The 21096-nt window shown below is 67.8% G+C and carries 24 protein-coding genes; 14 read left to right on the top strand and 10 right to left on the bottom strand.

Features of this window, described 5'->3' with window-relative positions:
* Positions 1-2: 2 nt before the first annotated feature.
* A complete protein-coding gene (locus ACI3KU_RS08775) occupies positions 3-383 on the top strand; it encodes a helix-turn-helix domain-containing protein (RefSeq protein ID WP_404921933.1) in 381 nt (126 codons plus the stop codon).
* A gap of 106 nt (positions 384-489) precedes the next feature.
* Here the strand turns inward: ACI3KU_RS08775 and ACI3KU_RS08780 are convergent, their stop codons facing one another.
* A complete protein-coding gene (locus ACI3KU_RS08780) occupies positions 490-840 on the bottom strand; it encodes a hypothetical protein (RefSeq protein WP_404921934.1) in 351 nt (116 codons plus the stop codon).
* A 109-nt stretch (positions 841-949) separates the two neighbouring features.
* Here ACI3KU_RS08780 and ACI3KU_RS08785 point away from each other — a divergent pair, with 109 nt between their 5' ends.
* The 8 genes from ACI3KU_RS08785 (at position 950) to ACI3KU_RS08820 (ending at position 6566) form a co-directional block, all read left to right on the top strand.
* Complete coding sequence (locus tag ACI3KU_RS08785) at positions 950-1351, top strand: hypothetical protein (protein WP_404921935.1); 402 nt, start codon at positions 950-952, stop codon at positions 1349-1351.
* A complete protein-coding gene (locus ACI3KU_RS08790; RefSeq protein ID WP_404921936.1) occupies positions 1351-1740 on the top strand; it encodes a hypothetical protein in 390 nt (129 codons plus the stop codon). The genes ACI3KU_RS08785 and ACI3KU_RS08790 overlap by 1 nt, the downstream gene beginning before the upstream one ends.
* A gap of 98 nt (positions 1741-1838) precedes the next feature.
* Positions 1839-2024: a hypothetical protein gene (locus tag ACI3KU_RS08795; RefSeq protein ID WP_404921937.1), complete on the top strand. Its 186-nt coding sequence runs from the start codon at positions 1839-1841 to the stop codon at positions 2022-2024.
* A 188-nt stretch (positions 2025-2212) separates the two neighbouring features.
* Positions 2213-2353 (top strand): hypothetical protein, encoded by a 141-nt coding sequence (locus ACI3KU_RS08800; RefSeq protein ID WP_404921938.1) that lies wholly within the window; start codon positions 2213-2215, stop codon positions 2351-2353.
* Positions 2353-3282 (top strand): hypothetical protein, encoded by a 930-nt coding sequence (locus ACI3KU_RS08805; protein WP_404921939.1) that lies wholly within the window; start codon positions 2353-2355, stop codon positions 3280-3282. The genes ACI3KU_RS08800 and ACI3KU_RS08805 overlap by 1 nt, the downstream gene beginning before the upstream one ends.
* Positions 3279-4307, top strand: a complete 1029-nt coding sequence (locus ACI3KU_RS08810) for a head maturation protease, ClpP-related (RefSeq protein ID WP_404921940.1) — start codon at positions 3279-3281, stop codon at positions 4305-4307. The genes ACI3KU_RS08805 and ACI3KU_RS08810 overlap by 4 nt, the downstream gene beginning before the upstream one ends.
* Before the next feature lie 1138 nt (positions 4308-5445).
* Entirely contained in the window at positions 5446-6141 is a 696-nt protein-coding gene (locus ACI3KU_RS08815) for a hypothetical protein (protein ID WP_404921941.1), read from the top strand.
* An 86-nt stretch (positions 6142-6227) separates the two neighbouring features.
* The gene (locus ACI3KU_RS08820) at positions 6228-6566 is read left to right on the top strand and encodes a hypothetical protein (protein ID WP_404921942.1); all 339 of its coding nucleotides are present in this window, start codon (positions 6228-6230) and stop codon (positions 6564-6566) included.
* A 4-nt stretch (positions 6567-6570) separates the two neighbouring features.
* On the opposite strand, the gene ACI3KU_RS08825 is transcribed toward ACI3KU_RS08820, so the two are convergent.
* Together ACI3KU_RS08825 and ACI3KU_RS08830 are read right to left on the bottom strand one after the other, a co-directional pair.
* The gene (locus tag ACI3KU_RS08825; protein WP_404921943.1) at positions 6571-6813 is read right to left on the bottom strand and encodes a hypothetical protein; all 243 of its coding nucleotides are present in this window, start codon (positions 6811-6813) and stop codon (positions 6571-6573) included.
* Positions 6814-7022: 209 nt separating this feature from the next.
* Positions 7023-7496 carry an META domain-containing protein gene (locus tag ACI3KU_RS08830; RefSeq protein ID WP_404921944.1) on the bottom strand — a complete coding sequence of 158 codons (474 nt, stop codon included), beginning with the start codon at positions 7494-7496 and terminating at the stop codon, positions 7023-7025.
* Positions 7497-7751: 255 nt separating this feature from the next.
* Between ACI3KU_RS08830 and ACI3KU_RS08835 the strand changes: the two genes are divergently transcribed.
* Positions 7752-9818 carry an Ig-like domain-containing protein gene (locus tag ACI3KU_RS08835; protein ID WP_404921945.1) on the top strand — a complete coding sequence of 689 codons (2067 nt, stop codon included), beginning with the start codon at positions 7752-7754 and terminating at the stop codon, positions 9816-9818.
* A 144-nt stretch (positions 9819-9962) separates the two neighbouring features.
* Here ACI3KU_RS08835 and ACI3KU_RS08840 read toward each other — a convergent pair whose 3' ends face one another.
* The 4 genes from ACI3KU_RS08840 to ACI3KU_RS08855 all read right to left on the bottom strand — a co-directional run bounded on the left by ACI3KU_RS08840 (position 9963) and on the right by ACI3KU_RS08855 (position 14296).
* A complete protein-coding gene (locus tag ACI3KU_RS08840; protein ID WP_404921946.1) occupies positions 9963-11000 on the bottom strand; it encodes an alpha/beta hydrolase in 1038 nt (345 codons plus the stop codon).
* A 67-nt stretch (positions 11001-11067) separates the two neighbouring features.
* Positions 11068-12444 (bottom strand): FAD-dependent oxidoreductase, encoded by a 1377-nt coding sequence (locus tag ACI3KU_RS08845; protein ID WP_404921947.1) that lies wholly within the window; start codon positions 12442-12444, stop codon positions 11068-11070.
* A 49-nt stretch (positions 12445-12493) separates the two neighbouring features.
* A complete protein-coding gene (locus ACI3KU_RS08850; protein ID WP_404921948.1) occupies positions 12494-13555 on the bottom strand; it encodes a polyprenyl synthetase family protein in 1062 nt (353 codons plus the stop codon).
* 9 nt (positions 13556-13564) lie between these two features.
* Complete coding sequence (locus tag ACI3KU_RS08855; RefSeq protein WP_404921949.1) at positions 13565-14296, bottom strand: class I SAM-dependent methyltransferase; 732 nt, start codon at positions 14294-14296, stop codon at positions 13565-13567.
* An 86-nt stretch (positions 14297-14382) separates the two neighbouring features.
* Here ACI3KU_RS08855 and ACI3KU_RS08860 point away from each other — a divergent pair, with 86 nt between their 5' ends.
* Positions 14383-15300 (top strand): helix-turn-helix domain-containing protein, encoded by a 918-nt coding sequence (locus ACI3KU_RS08860; protein WP_404921950.1) that lies wholly within the window; start codon positions 14383-14385, stop codon positions 15298-15300.
* Here ACI3KU_RS08860 and ACI3KU_RS08865 read toward each other — a convergent pair.
* The gene (locus tag ACI3KU_RS08865; RefSeq protein ID WP_404921951.1) at positions 15186-16421 is read right to left on the bottom strand and encodes an MFS transporter; all 1236 of its coding nucleotides are present in this window, start codon (positions 16419-16421) and stop codon (positions 15186-15188) included. The genes ACI3KU_RS08860 and ACI3KU_RS08865 overlap by 115 nt on opposite strands.
* Positions 16422-16496: 75 nt before the next feature.
* Positions 16497-17033: a DUF402 domain-containing protein gene (locus tag ACI3KU_RS08870; protein WP_404921952.1), complete on the bottom strand. Its 537-nt coding sequence runs from the start codon at positions 17031-17033 to the stop codon at positions 16497-16499.
* A gap of 60 nt (positions 17034-17093) precedes the next feature.
* Here ACI3KU_RS08870 and ACI3KU_RS08875 point away from each other — a divergent pair, with 60 nt between their 5' ends.
* The 3 genes from ACI3KU_RS08875 to ACI3KU_RS08885 are packed head-to-tail and all read left to right on the top strand — an operon-like array spanning position 17094 to position 20196.
* Complete coding sequence (locus ACI3KU_RS08875; RefSeq protein WP_404921953.1) at positions 17094-18332, top strand: isochorismate synthase MenF; 1239 nt, start codon at positions 17094-17096, stop codon at positions 18330-18332.
* Positions 18333-18389: 57 nt separating this feature from the next.
* Positions 18390-18959, top strand: coding sequence for a helix-turn-helix domain-containing protein (locus ACI3KU_RS08880; RefSeq protein WP_404921954.1), 570 nt, complete (start codon positions 18390-18392; stop codon positions 18957-18959).
* 1 nt (position 18960) lies between these two features.
* Positions 18961-20196, top strand: a complete 1236-nt coding sequence (locus tag ACI3KU_RS08885; RefSeq protein WP_404921955.1) for an MFS transporter — start codon at positions 18961-18963, stop codon at positions 20194-20196.
* Here ACI3KU_RS08885 and ACI3KU_RS08890 read toward each other — a convergent pair whose 3' ends face one another.
* Positions 20197-21060, bottom strand: a complete 864-nt coding sequence (locus tag ACI3KU_RS08890) for a PPK2 family polyphosphate kinase (protein ID WP_404921956.1) — start codon at positions 21058-21060, stop codon at positions 20197-20199.
* Between the last annotated feature and the right edge of the window lie 36 nt (positions 21061-21096).

A 21096-nucleotide genomic window follows, 5' to 3' on the forward strand; every position in this document is an offset into this window, starting at 1 on the left:
GTGTGGCACGAATCACAACCCGCTGGTTGCTGCGCGGCGGCATCGGTCAGCTCGACCTCACGAAGGTGGAAGCGCTCGTGCTCCTCGCGCTCCTCGATCACGTCGACAAGAGCGGGGTCGCGTGGTGCCCACAGACCCACCTCTCCCGCCACCTCCGGATCTCGCGTTCGCAGATCATCGAGGCACAGGCTCGCCTCCGCGATCTCGGTGTTCTCATCGAGGACGAACCTGGCCGGCAGGGGCGCGCGACTCGGTATCGGTTCGGTGACTCACGAGCACTCACACATGTCCGCTCAGGCGACATGTCGGAGGGGTCGAACATGTCGGATTACCGGGACAACTTCAAGGTGGTCAACATGTCGGACTATCGGTCTGGAGGGTAAAGACATGTGCGGCGGGCGCTCTGCCGGAGATCGCTCCCGCAGACTCGCGTCCAGCTGCGCACCCGACCGGCACCGATCTGGGATCCGTGAAAGCTCATCCCTGATCTCACGGATCGGGCAGCTTGCTGCTCGATGCCCCTCCGGCGAGGAGGCTCAACGCGACCTCGCGTCGGGTGCACGGCAGCAGCTTGATCGTCTCGACACAGCGTGCTCGCGATCTTGCCGCCTCCCGGCGGCGCTGGCTGATGACGTGCAGCGGGTGGATGGTCGGGTGTCGTCGCTGGCCTCCGGTCGTGGAGATGGTTCGTTGTGGCTGGTTGCCAGCGCGACCACGGTACGCGCGCGAGAGGCCGCGGAACAGGTGTCGGAGCAACGGGCGAGCGAGCCAGAGCAACGGGCGCACCTGCTCCCACGTGTCGGTGTCGCAGTTCGTGAAGAAGTCGATGAGCGGGTCCATAGTCAGCCTCTCGGTTCGGGGATAGGTGGCGGAGAGGGATACCGCCGGGGAGCGTCGTGCTGCCCGAGACATAGCGCGCTGGAGACGGCATCCGAGGCAGGAGCATCCGGTGGCTGAGAAGTACGTGATGAAGACGAACCTGACGACCTGGGAGGTCGAGATCGACGACCTCGATTCGACGGCGACGACGACGCGGCCGCCGAACACGACCGCGATCGTGGGGTCCTGGCCGACGTGGTTCTGGGATCTGTCCGCGCCGATCGACGAGAAGCCGCTGGGCGAGATCTTCCGGTGCGTCGATCCGAAAGACCCATCGAAGCCGTATCCGGCGCGGAAGGCCGCGCGCGCGGCTGCGGCTGAGCCGGCGTACTGGAATCTGATGCTGACGCCGAAGGGCCGGATGTTCCGGATCACTCCGGAGGCGTATCGGCTCCATGCCGCGAAGCCATATCCGGAGCAGCAGGCTGAGATGGCCGAGTGGGATCGCATGTTCGACGAAGGGAGGTTGTGATGGCTGAGGCGTACGAGTTCGAGTACAGCGGTGCATCGTTCCACGTCACGGTGGAAAACCCGGCCACTCATCCGTCGACCACGTTGGGACCGAACATGCGGGTGGTCAGTGGGTCGTGGCCGACGTGGCGGCTCGATCTGGATCTCGCGGACCCGACAGCGGGGCCGTCGAGTGTCCTGCTGCGTCGGTCAGTGTCCGCGGCGGGTGGTGCGCACCCGTCGGGGAACCTCTCATTCGAGCAGAGCGGGCCGAACGGCTACCTCCTCATGATCGCCAAGAGCAACGCGCTCTATCAGGTGCCGGGCGGCTTCGCGCTGGTGTCGCGGTTGCTGACGGCGGCGGAGTGGGACGCGTTGCGGGCGTCGTGGGAGAAGGAGCTGAAGCTGTGAGCGGATCGACTGAGCAGCACCCGGCCCGGTGCCGGTGTGACGGGTGCAAGGTTGAGCGCGTTCACCGTGAGGCGGCGACGTATCGGAAGCGGTTGCGGGTGTCGGAGAGGAACACCCGTCAGCTGCTGGACTGGTATGTGGGGACGATGCTGATCGATGCGTCACTGTTCGACTCGCTGATCGGTCTGGATGCGGTCACGCTCCCGGATGGTGCGATCGACTTCACCGACCTGCTGAGGCGGCTGCAGCGCCTCATCGAGGAGCGGCCATACCTCGCCCGCTAAGGCGGCGTGTGGGAGCCCCGGCGCGTGTCTGCACGGCACGGGGTCGGGGCTCTCGCGTATCCTGGTGGGGTCGGTTCCGAGAATGTGCCAGAGGCTGCTCGCGGACCGGACAGCGGGTCCCCGTGGGACGCACGCTGCACACCATCCGGTGGCGCGTGACATTGAATCCCACGTATCTGGAGGACCTCATGTCCGAAACACCGACCACCCCGATCAGCGACGAGCTGCGCGAAGCGCGCGCCCTGCTGGAAGGCCCGAACGCGGAGAAGTACGCCACCCGCCTCATGGACCTCGTCTACCGCGACCTGTTCCCCGAGGAGACCCACTGATGGCCACGTACACGTACCCGCTGGAGACCCCCGTCAGCGAGCTGACCAACGCGGAAATTCACCTGCTGCTGTCTCGCCCGAACATCATCGCGAAGCAGCTCGCCACGCTGCTCGACCACAAGTTCATCGCGGACTTCCTGCTGCAGGCACGGTTCGAGGCGCGCGGCGGCACGATCCTCTACGAGACCGGCGAGAGCGTCTTCGCGGACCGCGAGCCCGAAGCCGTCGCACCCGGCGCCGAATACCCGATAACGACGATCACCCGTGGAGAGATCAACGCCGCGACGACCACGAAGTGGGGCATCGAGACCGAGATCACGGATGAGGCCCTCGCACGTCAGGGCCGCGACATCCTGGATCGCACGCTGGAACGCCTCGCGAACACGGTGGTGCGTCACGTCGATCAGACCGCGTGGGGAACCATCGCGTCGAAGGTGACGTCGACGCTGACCGCGAACGCCGCCTGGACGTCGGTGGAGGGCGTGATCACGTCTCTGCTCGTCGCCCGCGCGCAGAAGGAGGACCTCGACCTCGGGATCAACCTCGACACCGTCGCACTGTCGCCGCTCGAGTACGCGCACGTCATGGGGATGTTCCTCAACGCCGGCGTCCTGCCGCGCGAGGGCAACAACCCGATGCTAACCGGCGAGATCCCGCCGAACCTGCTCGGCTGGACGTGGGTCGTATCCAAGCACGTCGTGGGCTCGGACCCATGGCTGTTCGATCGCCGCCTGCTCGGTGGCATGGCCGACGAGAAGCTGAACTCTCCCGGCTACGTCAGCGCGGGCAAGTTCGGCGTCGAGGTCGCGATCGAGCGAGTGCACAAGCGCGACGCCTACGAGCCCCGTGCACGCCGCGTCACGGTGCCCGTCGTCATCGAGCCCCTCGCGGGCGCACGACTGGTCGACACGAAGGAGGTCACCCCGTGACGCATCGAACGCCCCGGCCGTGGTTCCGAATCGAGACCCGCGCCGCGGCGGAGACGGAACCGCCGGTCGCAGAGGTGTACATCTACGACGAAATCGGTGAGTCCTGGTGGGGCGGCCTCGCGCCGAAGACCCTCGTGGACGAGATCGCCGCGCTCGACGTCGACGATCTCACGGTCCACATCAACAGCCCGGGCGGGGCGGCGTGGGACGGCATCACGATCATGAACGCGCTGCGCGAGCACCGCGCCCGCGTGAACGTCGTGGTCGACGGCCTGGCGGCGTCCGCGGCGTCGGCGATCGCCATGGCCGGCGACACCATCACGATGAACCGCGGCGCGCAGATGATGATTCACGACGCGTCCGGCTTCGCGTGGGGCAACGCCGCGGATCTGGAGAAGACCGCCGGGGTGCTGCACAAGCTGTCCGACAGCTACGCGGACATCTACGCCGCGCGCGCCGGTGGGAACCGCGAGCAGTGGCGAGCGCTGATGGAGGCGGAGACCTGGTACACGGCCGAGGAAGCCGTTGCAGCCGGGCTCGCCACCTCGTGGGACGGCGACGACGGCGAGACCGTCGCCGCGACGTCGTCGTTCGATCTGTCCCGCTTCCGATTCCAGGGGCGCGCACACGCACCCGCGCCCATGCTCGCCGCAGCATCCGCCACCGCACCAGCGATGGCAGCGCAGACGGAAGCAGCACCGTTGCCGTCGACCGTGCCCGGCATGGTGATGATGGACGAGGGGATGCTCGCCGAGCTCCGCGCCGACGCCGCAGCTGGCCGCCGCGCACGCGAGGAACAGACCAAGAGCCGCCGTGACGCCGTGATCGCCACAGCACTCCGCGAAGGCCGCATCACGCCCTACAGCGCGACCGGTCTGCGCAAGCTGCTCGACGAGGCAGAAGACAGCGCCACAGAGCTGATCCAGTCCCTCGCACCGAACACCGCCCTGCCCACGACCGAGATCGGACACGCCGCCGGCGAGGTGTCGGCAGAGGAAGCCCTCTGGGCAAAGGCGTTCGGATAGAACCCTCGTGACGCTGCCGCTGGCACCCGCGGTTTGGTTTCTCCGCCTTGGTTGGCCACGGCCCAGCAGCGGCGTCACGAGGCAAAACAGAGGGCTCTCGGTTCCAGCAGACCGGGAGCCCTCACCCCTTTGCTCCATCGCGACCCCTTGGAGCCTGGCAGTCTGATGGAATGCAGACAGTCGAACAGCCTGTTGTCGATGGCTGGCTCATCCTTGGCCGCACCGCGGACGTCGTTACGTTGCTTGCGATCCTCATCACCCTCGCCGGGCTCGCCATTGCCTATTTCACTCGTGCGAAGGTCACAGAGACGACATACTCAAGCACGCCGACAGAGACGACGTACTCGATCCGCAACATAGGTGGGCGCCCCGCTGGAACTATCTTCTATCGCCCTCTCGGTCTCACCAGCCATGGCCTACCCAGCTTTGGCGATGGATCGAATCCATGGATTCAGTCTCTGCAGCCTGGTGAGGCCGGAGAGATCAGTATGCACGACCGTGTCGCTCACCAGTGGTCCGGCGATCCTCGGCCGAATCAAATATGGCAACCGTACCCGGAAGGTGGGGGCGTCGTCATTCACCTCACTTGGCGAAGCTCACGCAATCCGCTCCGAACTGTGCACCGGGTTCTGATCCAACAGCACGCTCGACCGGTCCGGATACTCAAGGGCCGAGCGGCGCGCCACTATGCGAGCTCGGTAATGTCTGCTGGCCCCGGCGAACCAGCGTCGCCTGAGTTGCGGGAGCTGATCAAGTCATCTCGCGACGGCGCATGAACCTACCCTGACCCCGCGACCGCCCCCTCGAAAAATCCAGAGACTCCGGAAACCAGGACGACTCCCCGCGCGAGTCGTCCTCTCTCCCCCGGGCGGCAGAGGTACCCCCATCGCGCGTGCCCTCGAGCACTCTCCGTGCAGGTATCTCCGGCGCTTCCGACGAGGGGCGAAAAGGGATAGCCGCCGGAGCGCCCAGAGCCGCGCTATGACGCGGGAGAAGGCCCCATGACGCTCCAACCACCCCCTGGTATTTTTCGGCCCGCAAACCGGGGAGAGAGGACCAGCGCGTGCGGGAGGTGGTCCGTGGTTTGGGGGTGTCTGGATTTCTTTGGGGTGGGGCGTGAGGCGGTAGGCTCACGCGCATGCTGGCCGTGTCGTGGTGGGGTTCGGTTGCTACCTGGGTGTGGTGGACGCCCCTAGGAGTAGTCGCTCAGTTGGTTTCGCTTGGCGCGTTGGTGTTCGCTATTCGTGAGGTGGTTCGCTCACGTCGGCAGGTTCCGCTGGTGGTGTTGTCATACGACCTGTTTGGAGTCATGCGACGAGACGGTCAGGCCTACCACCTGCTGGAGATCACAAACAGCGGTCGCGGCCCGGCGCTCTTCCACTATGGCGGGATGGTGGGTGCTCGCCCGGTGTTGTTCGCTGAGCACCGCGCTCCCCGGGTGCTCGGCAGTGGCGCATCCTTCACCCTCGCGGTGACATCCACGCAGATCCAGGACGCTTGGCTAATTGTGATCTATGGTGACCACGAGGACAGAGGCACAGTCAATATGCGCTGGGAGCCTCTGACACCGGCCGGAGCGTTGGGCAAGCGGTACAACGCGGACATCGACGAATGGGATAGCCGTACTCGAACTCAGCGTTTCAAGGACCGGCACTGGCCGCGCCCAGTCGGTCCCGGATCGGCGCCCTGGGCGACGTTTCGGAGCTCCAAGGAGGCGGCGACGTTCCGCCGCAGGCTCCTCCAGGACCAGGACCTCAGGTACTACCCGTTCACGCAGGTGGAGTTGGCTCCCCCCAGTGATCTGCCTTACGTCAAGCATCCGGACGAGTTCTGACAGAGCTACGGTGGCACAGTCGCCGGCGGCGATCGTTGCAGAACCGGCGCTCATGGCGGGAGGGTCCCGGGCCTACTGTCGCCGACATGGGAGAGAACCAGGTCGAAGCGTACGCGCGGCTGCTCGCGGATGCCGCGCTGCAGCTCGCGGAGGAACGCGCACAACAACTCATCGCGTCCAGAGCGAAGCAGATCCCAAGCCCGCCACCGGTGCCGAAGCTGGCCGTGCCGGATCTCGGGCCAGCGGAGTGGCCGCTGATCATGACGCCGGCGCAGCTCGGGAAGATCCTTCAAGTCCACCCGCGAACTCTCGATCGCTGGCGGGCGGCCAAGCCTCCGGAAGGGCCACGACCTCGCCAGCTTCCCGGCAGCGGCCAATGGCGCTATTACCGGGACGACGTCATCGACTGGTGGAACAGCCTCTGAGCGGTCAGCGCTTCGCGGCGGCACGCGCCTGAGCGGCCGCACGGATGCGGTGGCGGTGCACGGGATCGTTCATTAGCCGCTGCCGGTAGGTCGCCAACAGCACCTCCTCATGCACGACGCGGACGCCGTTGCGCCAGCTCATCGGCATCCCTTCACGCCGCCACCGTTTCATCGTGCCCGTGGTGCGCCCGACTCGGCGCGCAGCTCCCACGTAGTCGTACCAGCGCGTTCCGTCGATCTCGTACACGGGGCTCCTCAAAGTCACACGATAGTCCGCAAAAGTCCCTGAAACGGGCGACCATCGACCACCACGAACTATCACTACTTCCGCGGAATCACGCGGGAGACGACGACAGCCAACAACCGGCTATCACCAGGTCACCGTTCATCAACTACCGCTGATCGTCATGCGAAACCCCGCCTCCGACGGAGGCGGGGTTTCGCATTACGCAATGATTAGGCCGTGCGCGGGAGCGTGCCGATCTCGGTCGCGCCGCGGTCGAGGATGATCAGCTGTTCGGCGTCGATCTTCACGGAACGCACGCCGCTGAGCCAGGTGTCGACGTCCGGACACGCCTTCATCGTGGAGGGCGTGCGCGTGAGGGAGATGACGTCGCCGCTGGCGGCGAAGGTTCCACCGATGCCGTTGCAGCCATCGGAGCCCAGCACGCGACCGTCCGGGGTAAACGTCAGGTACGCACCCGCAGCATCACCCCACGTTCCGAGAGCTGCCTCGAGTAACGCGCGATCGCCCGCCGCCGCAGACGCGACAGGCGTGGGGGTCGGGTTCAGGAGTGACGGGCGACTCGGGCTGGGAGACACGGACGGCGAGCCCGACGATCCCGCCCCAGCCGAAGCGTTCGTCGCGCACGCGACCAACGGAGCGGCAAGTGCCGCGACCAGCAGGAGCTTTCCCAGTGTCCGAACCATGTCGCCAGTCTCGTGATCGCGGCTGACAATTGCCAGTGCCCGCTCATCGATCGAACAAAGCTTGATGAGAAAGATGAGAACTTTCTCATGCTGAGAGCCAAGTGAGTGTCTCCGATGACTTTGCCTCACGCGCATCCCCGCGTAGCCTGAAAGCGGCGTGTCTCCGACGACGCCATAAGGGGAACTCTGCCGCATGCGCGCGGCTTCGTGACCTTCTGCCTGATGGCTAACCAACACACAACGCAGAGAGAAACGATGAACAACAGCAAACGACGCATCGCCGCGGTGGGTACCACTGCCGGTCTCGCGCTCGCTCTTGTCGGTGGCCTTGCGCCGCTGGCAGCGCAGGCCGACGAGACCACGCCGGCTCCCACATCTGGTGAGGCATTCGACGCCAACGCTCAGGCGCTGCTCGCCGCCGACGACGCCGTCCAGGCCGTCGGTGTCGACGCCGACGGCAAGGTCGTCATCCTCGCCACCGAGCAGTCCAAGAACCTCCGCTCCAGCGCTCCGAGCGCTGCGGACCAGTTCGCCGACAAGCACAGCAACGTCGAGGTCCGCTACCTCAAGGGTGAGATCACCTCGCTGAGCAGCAACGACCTCGTTGCGGGCGCTGGTTACCTCGCGGCGGACGACGACGGCAACATCACGGGTGCCTGCTCCATCGGCTTCCCGGGATGGACCCCGGACGGCAAGCCTGCCTTCATCTCTGCCGGTCACTGCACCGACGACGGCGCTTCGACCCTCGCGGGCTTCGAGGTCCCCTCCAGCGCAGAGGCCAACGGCGGCGACGGCTTCGAGCCCGGCGCCCTCATCGGCGAGCTCGCCTTCAGCCAGTTCGGCGGCCCGAACAACACGGGTGGCGCTGAGGACGACATCACGTCCGTGGACATCTCGGTGTACGACGTGCTCAACCCCGACCTCACGCTGATCCCGGGCGTCACCGACTGGTCTTCCGCCAGCTCCGATGACCTCGCAGCTTCCATCGTCAGCAAGGTCACCGCGGTCGGCACGGCCGACTTCGGTCCGATCGCACGCTCTGGCCGCACGACCGGTTACACCACCGGCACCGTGACCATGACCAACGTCTGGTACCTCGTGGACGGCACGCGCTACGTGCACGGCTTCGGCACCGACGCTCACTCCGACCACGGCGACTCGGGCGGCGCGATGGTGCAGGGCACCACCGCTGTCGGCGTGCTGTCGGCCGGTGGCGAGCTCAGCGATGGCTCCGAGATCACGCTCGGTGCTGACCTGATCGACGGTCTGGCGCTCACGGGCGGCTACTCGGTTCTGCTCGACATCGCCAAGCCCACCGTCGCCACCTCTGGCAAGGTCACCCCGGGCACCACGATCTCCGGCACCGCGACCCCCGGCCTGACCGTTGTGGTCACCCCGGAGTCGGGCGACCCCATCACGGTGACCGCTGACGGTTCCGGCAACTGGTCCTTCCCGGCTCCGGCCGCATGGGGCGAGTACAAGTTCTCGGTCATCGCCAAGGACAGCGGCTACAACAAGTCCGACTCCGTCAACGGTGCCGTGACCGTGGTTCCCGCCGCTCCGACCTTCACCGCTCCGTCGAACCCGACCGAGACCTCGGTCTCGAAGGTCACCGGCACCGGTGTGGCCGGCGCCACCGTCACCCTCACCGGTGACGTCGAGGGCACCGCCACGGTCAAGGATGACGGCACCTGGGTCATCACGGTCGACCCGGCCGCCACCTACGGTCAGTACGGCATCTCTGCCACGCAGAGCATCGGCGGACAGACGTCCGCTGCGGCGACGCTGGACTTCAGCGTGATCCCGGTTGCTCCGGTCATCACGGCTCCGGCTAACGGCTCGACCTTCACGGAGGGCGCCACGCCCGCCGCCGTCACCGGTACCGGCATCGTCGGCGCCACCGTCACCGTCTCGCTGAACGGCGAGAAGGTCGGCACCACCGAGGTCGTCGCTGCCGCCACTCCGAGCCCGGCTCCGTCGGCTTCGGCTGGCGCCGCTGCTCTCGCCGCTGAGGCGAACGCCGCAGCAGAGACCGGCACCTGGGTCATCGCCCTCCCGGGCAACCTGGCCGCCGGAACCTACTCGGTCAGCGCCACCCAGGCCATCGACGGCGTGGCCAGCAACGCTGCCGAGGTCGCGTTCACGGTCGAGGCCGTCGTGGTTCCCACCACGCCCCCGACCACGGGCCCGGCCCCGAAGCCGACCCTGCCCACCACGGGTCAGGGCGATGCCAGCCCGCTGGCGCTCGGCGCACTGTTCCTGTTCGTCGCCGGTGGCGTGATCATGGCTTCGCGCCGGATCCGCGCAGCGAAGAACAGCTGATCTGACTGATCGACCCGAGGGGGTCGCGATGCTCACGCATCGCGGCCCCCTCGGGCTTTTTGTCGCAAAAGGTGAGGACTATAGCCGCTGGATCACCCCGCGCCTAATCGCGCATGAGAATCCTCACATGCTCGCGGCAGAGCGTCAGACGGTCGCCTGCGGCTCCGGCAGCGACGCCGTGAGCATCCGGCGCGCGGTGAGATCCAAGCGTCGATACGCGTCATCCCGCGCGTCGTGCCGAGAGAGAAAGACGTCGTGCAGAGCGCCGTCGATCCGCTCCAACCAGACGGTGCGGCCGAGGTGGGTCGCAGCCTGCACGATATCTGCCACCACCAGAACGCTGTCCGCCTGCGTGAGCTCATCGCTCCACCGGAGGGGCACGGCGCTGCGGGCGGATGTCATCACGCAGACCGGCACGTCGATGTCCAGCCCCGCCTGCACGCGTGTCTGCCCCTGCACCACAGCGTGCAGCCAGCCCGCATACACGGGCATCGTCTGCTCCGGCCGCCAGTCCAGGTTCACCGGCTCGTCATCGGGCTCGGCCACCTCGTGCTGCGCGCGCGTGTAGAAGCCGCCGTCCAGCTGCGGTCCGGGTTCCGTCGGCCAGTGCTGTGCCGACCAGTTCAGGACCGTAGCCATCAGCGCACGCGTCGTTGGAGGCAGTTGGAGCGTCAGCCATGGGCTGTTGAGGATCACTCCGGTGGCGATCCCCGGGTGGCGCGCTGCCCACAAAGACAGGGTGAGGCCGCCGGTCGAATGCCCGAGGAGGACCAGGCGACGATCGACACGGCCTCGCGCGGCCTCCCATCCCATCGCGGCCAGCGCGGCCGCGATGTCCTCGTCATACGTGCTCAGATCGGTCACGTAGCCAGCGGTCTGCCCCGCGCGGAGACTCCGACCGTATTTACGCAGGTCGAGGGCGAAGAACCGTGCCCCGAGTCCTGCCCAGTAGCGCGCCAGGCGCTTCTGGAAGAAGTAGTCCGACCATCCGTGCACGTACAGCACGTCCACGTCGTCGAACAGGGCCTTCTTGCCGCGTATCCGATCCCAGAACGTCGGGGGTTCGGGCAGCAGCCGGACCAGCGTCGCGACAACCTCACCCTCGTCATCGGAGCCGAGCGGAAGGGTGGTCTGCTCGAAGCCATCGCCGAGAACGTCGGGGATCCACGTCTGCTCGCTCATGATCTCAGCCTAGGCAGAACACAGCGCCTCCCCACAAAGACGCGGGGAGGCGCTGTGATTTTCAGAATCAGCCCTCGGCGCGAGAGATCTTCACCATCTCGTCGCGCGGCACCACCTTGACGCGCGCTCGTCCGGCGTCCTGGCCGAGCGCGATCTCGTGCGCGTCGAGCAGGTGCCAGCCCTCGAGATCGGTCCACTGCACATCGCGCTCGGCGAGCAGCGCCGGCATCGCCTCCTCGGAGGGATCCTCCGGCTGCCACCAGGTGGCCTGGTCAGCGATGACATGCGTGATCGTCTCCATCGCGTCGGACTTCGTGTGACCGATCAGCCCAATGGGTCCGCGCTTGATCCAGCCGGTCGCGTAGATGCCCGGGATCTGCTCACCCGAGGCGGGATCGATCGCCTGGCCCTCACGGTTCGGGATCACTCCACGCCTCTCGTCGAACGGGATCTCCGACAGCGGCGATCCGAAGTAGCCGATGGCACGGTACAGGGCCTGAACGGGGACTTCGCGGTACTCCCCCGTCTCCACGACGCCGCCCGAACCATCCGACGCGGTGCGCTCGACGACAAGGGCGCGCACGCGGCCGTTCTCATCGCTCAGCACCTCGTGCGGCTTCGCGTAGAAGTGGAGGTGCAGTCGGCGCGAGGCCTCGCCCCCGGCGTTGTTCACGCCGGGACGCTGACGCCAGGACTGCAGCACGCGATCCATCACCATGATCTGCTTGTTCGACTTCACGGCGGCCTCCGCCGCCTCGTCATAGTCGAAGTCCTCGTCGTAGACCACCATGTCGACGTCGTTCAACTCGCCGAGCTCGCGAAGCTCCAGCGGAGTGAACTTCACCGCGGTGGGTCCACGACGACCGAACACGTGCACGTCGGTGATCGGGCTGGCCTTGAGCCCCGCGTACACGTTGTCGGGAATCTCGGTGACGTGCATGTCATCGGCGTGCTTGGCCAGCACGCGCGCCACATCGAGCGCCACGTTGCCGTTGCCGATCACCGCCACGGAGGAGGCGTCCAGGGGCCACTCACGCGGCACATCGGGGTGGCCGTCATACCAGCTCACGAAGTCGGCGGCGCCGTAGGAGCCCGCTGCGTCGATCCCCGGGATGTCGAGCGAGGCATCGCGCTGGCCGCCCGTGGCGAAGATCACCGCGTTGTAGTGCTTCTTCAGATCGTCGAGCGTGATGTCGGTGCCGAAGTGCACGTTGCCGAAGATGCGGATGTCTCCGCGATCCAGCACGTCGCGCAGGGCGTTGATGATGCCCTTGATGCGGGGGTGGTCTGGGGCCACACCGTAACGGACCAGTCCGTAGGGTGCGGGCAGGCTCTCGAACAGATCGATCGACACGTCGAAGTCGCGTTCTGCCTTCAGCAGGATGTCCGCGGCGTAGATGCCAGCGGGACCCGCACCGACGATCGCCAGGCGCAGCTTGCTCATGATGTCCTCCGTCTCGTTGCCAGGCGGCGTCGAGGTTCTGTGAAAAGCGTCAGGCGGAGCGGTCGACGACCGCGTCCGCGAAGCGGATGAGCGCCTCGTGAACGGCGCCGCTCGGCAGCGCGTCCAGCGCGGATTTCGCCTCGCCGGCCCAGCGCGCGGCGAGCGCCTGCGTCTGGCCGGTGACGGCGCTGTCGCGCAGCTGCTCGATCTCGTCATCCAGGATGCGCGGGTCCTCGCCCGCGATGACGCGGGCCTGGCCGGCACGGATGCGATCGGCGAGATCGCGATCGGCGGGGTCCTCAGACCGGTCCAGGAGCAAGGACGGCATCGTGGGAACCCCGGCACGCAGATCGGTCCCCGGCACCTTGCCCGTCTTCTCGGCGTTCGCGGAGAGGTCGATGACGTCGTCCTGAAGTTGGAAGGCGACGCCCACCTTCTCGCCGTACTCGCGCAGCGGGTCTTCGAGAGCGAGGTCGGCACCGGAGAAGAGGATTCCGCTTGCGGCGGCTGCGGCGATCAGGGAACCGGTCTTGTCAGCCAGCACCTGGATGTAGAAGTCGATCGGGTCGTCGCCCTCGCCCGCGCCGACCGTCTCGTTCATCTGCCCGAGCACCAGACGCTCGAACGTATCGGCCTGGAGGCGAATGGCTCGCTCTCCCGCCCCGGCCATCAGCTGGCTGGCGCGGGCGAACAGCAGGTCTCCGGTCAGGATGGCGATGTTGTTGCCCCACACCGCGTGTGCGCTCGGCACACCGCGGCGTCGGTCAGCGCCGTCCATGACATCGTCGTGATAAAGCGAGCCCAGGTGCGTCATCTCCAGCGCCTTGGCGGCGTCGATCACACGATCGGTGCCCCCGTCGCCCAGCTGCGCCACGAGAAGCGTGAGCATCGGGCGGATGCGCTTGCCGCCCGCTTCCAGCAGATAGCGGCTCGCGGAGTCGGCTACGGGCGACGTGACCCGCAGGTCATCGGCAAGTTCCGCCTCCACGCGGTCGAGCCCCGCATCGACCGCGGCCAGCAGCCGCCGCGAGCGGGGACCGGCGAACACGCGGTCGCTGATGCCCAGTCGGCTCGCGATCCGCGCGCCCGGGGCTGGACGGCTCGAAGTCACCAGATCAGCCTACCGTGACTCGGCTGCGGGCTTGCGTGCCCGGTGCAGCGCGACGATCCCGAAAGTGAGGTCGCGGTAGGCCACAGAGCTCCACCCGGCCTCGCGCAGCCAACCGGCGAGAGTGCGCTGGTCCGGCCAGTCCGCGATCGACTCGTTGAGGTAGTCGTATGCGTCCACGTTCGAGGACGCCAACCGCGCCACGATCGGCAGGATGCGGGCGTTGTAGAAGCGATAGAGCGCGCGGAACGGCGCGAACGGCGGCGTCGAGAACTCCGCGATCACGATGCGTCCGCCGGGCCGGGTCACGCGCAGCATCTCCGCGAGCGCCTTCTTCGGGTCGTTCACGTTGCGCAGGCCATACGAGATGGTGACGGTGTCGAAGGTGTCGTCCTCGAACGGCAGGTCCAGCGCGTCCGCTTCCTGAAAGGTGAGGTTGGGTACCGTGCCATGGCGACGGCGGCCCTCGGCGATCATGCCGGCGGAGAAGTCACCCGCGACCACCTCGGCACCCGCGTTGGCGAGCACGACCGAGGATGCCCCTGTCCCGGCCGCGAGGTCCAGGATGCGCTGCCCGCGGCGCGGGTCGATGGCCTTCGTGGTGGCCACGCGCCACCACTTCTCGAGGCCAAACGTGAGCAGGAAATTCGTGCGATCGTATGCCGCGGCGACCTGGTCGAACATGCCGCTGACGCGGGCCGGGTCCTTGTGAAGATCGGCGCGGTTTTGGGATTCGGGGCTCACCCTCCGAGTCTACGGGGCCGTGCCTGCGCGTCTTCCGCGAGCGGTTCGGCGGAATAGGCGCACCGCAGCCGTCGTTGACTGAGGTCATGACGCCGACCGCCACTGCCACCGCGACGGACTCGGGACTCGACCTTCACGCGCTGGACCGGTTCCTCACTGACTCCGAATGGGAGATCCGCACTGCCACGCGCGTGCGCCTCGAACACGGTGAACCGCTGCCGACCTGGCCCACCACCACGCTGATCTACGTGCACGAGGGCACCGTGGCGGCCCCCGGAAGCCACCCCCATGACCGTCTGCATGCCGGTCACCTGCTGCTGGACTCCTCCGGCACCGTGCGGTTGCACGCACTGTCCGCGGCGTCGGCCCTCGTCGCCGCGGTGGTCCGCGTCCGCGCGCCCGAACGTGCCGCAGAGCTTCCCGCCACCATCTCCATCGCGGAGCTGCCCGAGCGCGAGCCCTCAGCCGCAGCACTCGTGGCGATGCTGGGGTGCGACACCGCGCCCTCCCCCGTGGACGGGCTGGTCTGCGCACGCATCGTCACAACCCTGTTGACGGTGGCGCTGCGGCGCTGGGCGGTACAGGGCTGCGCACCGCAGGGGTGGCCGGCACCGGCCATCGACCCCTACCTTCAGCAGGCGATCGATGCCGTGCATGCCGACCTCGCTCATCCGTGGTCGGTCGCGGAGCTTGCCGCGCGGAGTGCGATGGGTCGCTCCGCGTTCGCCGAGCGGTTCCGATCGTGTCTGGGCGTTTCGCCGGCCGAGTACGTCACGACGGTGCGGATGACGGCGGCGGCGCGACGGCTGCGCATCGGGGAGCCGGTTTCTCTCGCGGCTCGCGCCGTGGGATACGACTCCGACGAGGGCTTCCGCCGCGCCTTCCGTCGTCACACCGGGGTCGCGCCCTCCGAGTGGCGCGAGCGTGCGGATGCTGCGAACACCACGCCTCCCACGATCGCCGCGATGGCGGCGGCGAGGAACAAGGTGAACGCACCGCTCTGATCGACGATCCAGCCGCCGGCCGCAGCACCGATCACGATGGCGAGTTGGAAGCCGATCACCACGAGGCTGCCGCCGGTCTCCAGTTCGTCCGGCATCACGCGGGCGATCCAGACGTTGACCACCACGAGCCAGCCACCGAACGAAGCACCCCACAGTGCGGTGGCCACGAGTGCCAGACCGAAGCTCGGGAACAGCGCGAGCGCGCCGATCATCAGGCCCATGACCACGGGCACGATGGCGGACAGCAGGCGCAGCGAACGTGCGGCCACCAGTCCGCACAGCAGGTTTCCGAGGAATCCACCCACACCGAACGCGGTGAGCAGCACCCCGATGCCAGCGGCATCCAGCTCGGGGATGCGCTCCAGACCCACCCGGATGAACGCGTAGGCGCCCATGTGCCCCAGCACCACGAGCACGTGACCGATGAGTGCCGGGGTGATTCCGGGACGACGCAGCATGCGCGAGAAGATGCCGAGGCCGGCGCGCGGACCCGCGGGGGTGGCGGGCAGGAGGAGGAGCAGCGCGAGGGCGACCAGCAGCGACAGTCCGGCCGCGATCACGAACACGTCGCGCCACGGCAGCGTTGCGCTGGCCCAGATCCCCAGCGGAACGCCGATCACGGAGGCCAGAGTGTTGCCCACGTTGACGATCATCATTCCGCGGGCGACGCCGCTCGGCGAGGTGATCCGCGCGACCACGGCGAGGGACAGCGACCAGAAGCCTCCGATTGCGGCGCCGATCAGCAGGCGCGACAGCAGCAGGGTGAGCAGGTTGGGTGCCAGCGCCACGGCGAGATCGGAGACGGCGGCGAGCGCCGCGAGCGCGGTCATCACGACTCGCCGATCCAGACCGGGGACGATCAGCGTGATCGTCGGTGCGATGAGGAGTCCGGCCAGCGCGGTGACCGTGACCGCCTGCCCCGCCTGCCCGGGGGTGACACCGAGGTCTGACGCGATCAGCGTGAGGAGGCCGCCCGGGAGGAACTCGGCGGTGATGAGGATGAAGCTGGTGACGGCCATGACGACGAGCGCGGCCAATCCGCGCGCTCGTCCGAGTGATCGAGTCGATGCGGGTGAGGCGATGCCGCGAACCGTCGGCACGGGGCTGGTCTGGGTTGTCATGTTCCGAGTCTCATTCGCGGGCGCTGGTGACACCGGACAGAGCGTCCGGACGGCCGAGCCGATCGTCCGTGGTGCTCATCGCTGCGCGAGCACGTCGTCGAGACGCCGATGCCAGAACTCGATCGTGACGTCGTCGTAGGGGGCCCGCGCGGCGCGTACGTCCGCCGCGATGACGGCGGTGCGCTCCTCCAGTTCCCGCACGATGTCGGCGGGATAGGCGTAGCGGATCCGATGATCTTCCCACTCGTCTTCGTCGTCGATCCAGGTGCCGCGCTCGTCGCGCGCCCGGATGACGTCGAGGTCCATGTCGATGCCGCGGACCACGTCGGCCCCGTCCCACCGCACGTCCCACGCGATGTCGATGTAGACGGCATAGCTGCGGGGCGGCGCGTTGAAGGTGGGCACATGATCCCCCGATGGCGGGATCAGGCTCAGCGTGCGCGAACGCGCGGGCATGGACGCACCGGGACGCTCGCTGCGCCAGCCGACGTCCTGCCCCACCCAGTCGCCCCACTGATCTGAGCCCAGATAGATGCAGTCGTGCTCCCAGTGCGGCGCGCCGTTCCACTTCTGCCACAGCATCCGCACCGGCATTCCCGCAGTTCGCTCCATGCCCGCAGTCTAGAGAGCCCCTCGGACGTTGAACCAACCCGCACGTCCTAGGCTGGGGAGGTGATCGAATCGTCCGTTCCGCGCCTGGTGGTCACGACCCGGCGCATCGATTCTCCCGACGATCTTCTGGCCGCCACCGACCCGGCCGCACCCCTGGTGTGGATGCGACGCGGCGACGCCCTGATCGGCTCGGGCACTCCCGTCCTGGTGCTGTCCGAGAGCGGTCCGGACCGCGCGGCACGCCTCGCGGAGCGATGGCGCGCGCTGGCTGCCGCGGCCACGATCGACGATCCGATCGGCGTCGCAGGCACGGGCCTCGTCGCCTTCGGTGCGCTCGCCTTCGACGACCGCTCGGCGCTGGCGTCCACGCTCACGGTGCCGCAGGCGCTCATCGGACGCCGCGGCGCGGACGTCTGGCTCACCACGATCGGCACGACCGAGCATCCGACACCCATCCCGTGGGGACCGTACTGGTCCGCGACGCTCGGCCCCGGAGCCCTGGATCCCGCCGGGTATCAGGCGGCGGTGTCCGCGGGGCTCGCCGCGATCGCCGCCGGGCAGGTCGGGAAGGTCGTGCTCGCCCGCGATCTCGTCGGCTCCGCCCCCGCCGGCGCGGATCTTCGCCGACTCGCCCGCGAACTGCACGACGCCTACCCCGACACGTGGACCTACGCGGTGGACGGCATCATCGGTGCGAGCCCCGAGACCCTCGTCACCGTCTCACACGGCACCGTGACCGCGCGCGTGCTGGCGGGAACGATCGCCCGCGGGGCCGACACGGATGCCGACAACGCTGCGGCGATCGCCTTGCGCACCAGCACGAAGGATCAGGACGAGCACGGGTTCGCGGTGCGCAGCCTGCTGAGCGCGCTCGAACCTCACACCGCCGCACTGGTGGCCGGCGAGGAGCCGTTCACGCTCAAGCTTCCGAACGTCTGGCACCTGGCCACGGACGTCGAAGGCAGCCTGTCCGATGCGGCATCGAGTCTGGATCTCGTCGGTGCCGTGCATCCCACCGCTGCGGTCGCCGGAACACCGACGCACACCGCCATGGACCTGATCGCGCAGCTGGAGCCGTCCGATCGCGGTCGCTATGCCGGGCCGGTCGGTTGGATCGACGCCGATGGTGACGGCGAATGGGCCATCGCGCTGCGATGTGTCCAGGTGTCAGCGAACCAGGACGGATCGTTCGCTCTCACCGCTCACGCCGGTGCCGGCATCGTCGCGGAGTCGGATCCGGAGAAGGAGATGCTGGAGACGCGCGTGAAGTTCCGCCCGATCGTCGAGGCCCTCGCCTGACGGCGGTTATATTCAAGAACTCTTGTGCAAGAGGTGTTGTGCACTTACGCTGACACCATGACCGACGCGATCCGCGTGAACGATCCCTCCGCGCTACGAGCCCTGGCCCACCCGCTGCGGCTGAAGATCATCGGCGAGCTGCGAACTCATGGAGCCATGACCGTGGGGGCTCTCGCCGACGCGCTCGCGGCCGCACCGGGGTCGATCAGCTACCACCTGACGACACTGGCAACCCACGGTTTCGTCGCGCAGGCGCCCGAGCTCGCGCGCGACGGACGCGAGCGCTGGTGGCGCGCCACGGCCGACGTCACGCAGTACGACCCTGCCGAACTGCAGACGGATGAGGATCATCGAGAGGCGAGCTGGGCGTTCCGGCGCACGATCGTGCAGTCCTACGAGGCGGAGCTGCTCGATCAGCTGGACCGTGAGGCGAGCGATGCGGCGGAGTGGATCGAGGCGGCCACTCTGGGCGATACGGTTTCCTGGCTCACCGCGGCCGAAGCGAGCGAGTTCCGCGGTGAGGTGGAGGAGCTGGCCGCACGGTGGTCACGACGAGGATTCGAGCGACGAGACGAGGCCGATGTCCGCCCGGTGCGCTTCATCTACGCCACGTTCGGGAGGCGGTGACGTGGCGATCGCCACCACTCGTCATCGCGGCCCGCTGATGGCGCTCTTCGCCGCGGGTGCACTCTCCCAGCTCGGCAACGCGATCACGACGATCGCGATGCCGCTGATCGTGCTGCAGACCACCGGATCCGCGTGGGCGACGGGCCTCGCGGGCACCGCGGCGACGGCTCCCCTCCTGCTCGGCGGCGTGCTCGGCGGCGTGGTGGTGGACCGACTCGGCTTCCGTCGCGCGAGCATCATCGCAGACATCGCCAGCGGACTGACGATCGCTGCCGTCCCCGTGCTGCTCGCCGTCGACGCTCTGCCGTTCTGGCTGCTTCTGGTGCTCGTGTTCTTCTCGAACCTGCTCGATGCACCCGGTCGGGCCGCGCGAGCGAGTCAGCTGCCGGAGCTCACGGTGCTGGCGGGACTCAGCCTGGAGAAGTCGACGGCGATCGATGCGACGGTGTCGCGGATGAGCATGATGCTCGGGGCGGCAGCGGCGGGTGGTCTCGTCGCGCTTGTCGGCGCCGGCCCCACGCTCCTCGCCACCGCTGTTCTGTTCGCCGGGGCGGTGATAGTCACGGTCCTGTTCGTTCCCGTGATCGCGTTGGAACCTGTCGACGCTGCGCAGGAGGACACCGGGCTGGGCTGGCGCGGGATCACGGCCGGCATCCGATTCGTCTGGACCACTCCGCTCGCGCGCGCGATCGTGGGGCTGCTGATCATCACGAATCTGCTGGACATCGCGGCCTTCTCGGTGCTCAACCCGATCGCCGCGAGCACGTACTCCCCCGATGGCGCAGCGTATGGCGCGATGACCGCGGTCTTCGCCGGCGGCGCGCTCATCGGTGCCGCGCTGTCGCCTCTGATCCCCGCGCGGTGGCCCCGCCGGATGATCATCGTGGTGCTGTTCACCATCGTCGGACCCGGGATCTTCTGGCTGATGGCGCTCCGACCGCCGCTGCCGATCCTCCTCGTCGGGATGGCCGCGGCGGGTCTACTGGCGGGCCCGCTCAACCCGATCCTGAACACGGCACTCCTCCGAGTGATTCCGGCCACGATCCGAGCCCGCGCTCTCGGCGCCCTGAGTACCGGCGTCGCCGCAGGCATGCCGGTCGGCACCCTGCTGGCGGGAGCCGGCGTCGATCTGCTGGGGCTGACGACCGCCTACGTCGTCGGCGGCGTCGCGTACCTCGTCACCATCATCGTGCTCGGATCCGGCAGGCGGTGGCGATCGATCGATGCCGTGCGCTGATCAGCTCGCCGCGAGCCGCGCCATCTCCGCGTCGACGTCGTAGTCGGCCTTCGGCCAGGCCGGGGCGATGTCTGTGAGCGTCGCGATCAGCAGCTCCTGCACGGCGAGACGCGCGAACCACTTGCGGTTCGCCGGAACGACGAACCATGGTGCGGCGTCTGTCGACGTGCGGTCGAACACGTGCTGGTATGCATCCATGTAGTCGGGCCAGAGCACGCGCTCGTCCACATCCCCCGGGTTGTACTTCCAGTGCTTGTCCGGGCGCTCGAGTCGCTCCATCAGCCGCACCTTCTGCTCGTCCGGCGAGATGTGCAGCATGATCTTGATGATCCGGATCCCCGCCGCCGCGACGCGATTCTCGAACTCGACGATGGCATCGTAGCGTCGCTCGATCTCCTCCGGTGACGCGAGCTTCCGCACGCGCCCGATCAGCACATCCTCGTAGTGGGACCGATCGAACACCCCGATGAATCCGGGCTCGGGGAGCCGCTTCTCGATCCGCCACAGGAAGTCGTGCTCCAGCTCCTCGGGGGTGGGCTTCTTGAAAGAGGCCAGCGAGACTCCCTGCGGATCGACCCCTCCCACGACGTGACGGACGATGCCGCCCTTGCCTGCGGAGTCCATCGCCTGCAGTACGACGAGCACGCTGTCGTGCGCCTGGCCCATCCGGCTGGAAGCGAACAGACGCTCCTGCAGGTCGCTCAGCCGAGTCACGCCGCTGATGAGCTCGAAACGCCCCGTCTCCTTGTCACCCTCGTAACCGGGCGTAGACCGCGGGTCGACATCGGCCAACCGGAATCCGTGGCGGACACGCAGCGCGTCGGTAGCGGGGCGGGACCAGGATCCGGGGTGCGTCTTCGACATGGCGCCATTCTGGCATGGGCCGAGGACATGCCGGTG

This window comes from Microbacterium sp. ZW T5_56 (assembly GCF_044987425.1).
Classification (GTDB): Bacteria; Actinomycetota; Actinomycetes; order Actinomycetales; family Microbacteriaceae; genus Microbacterium.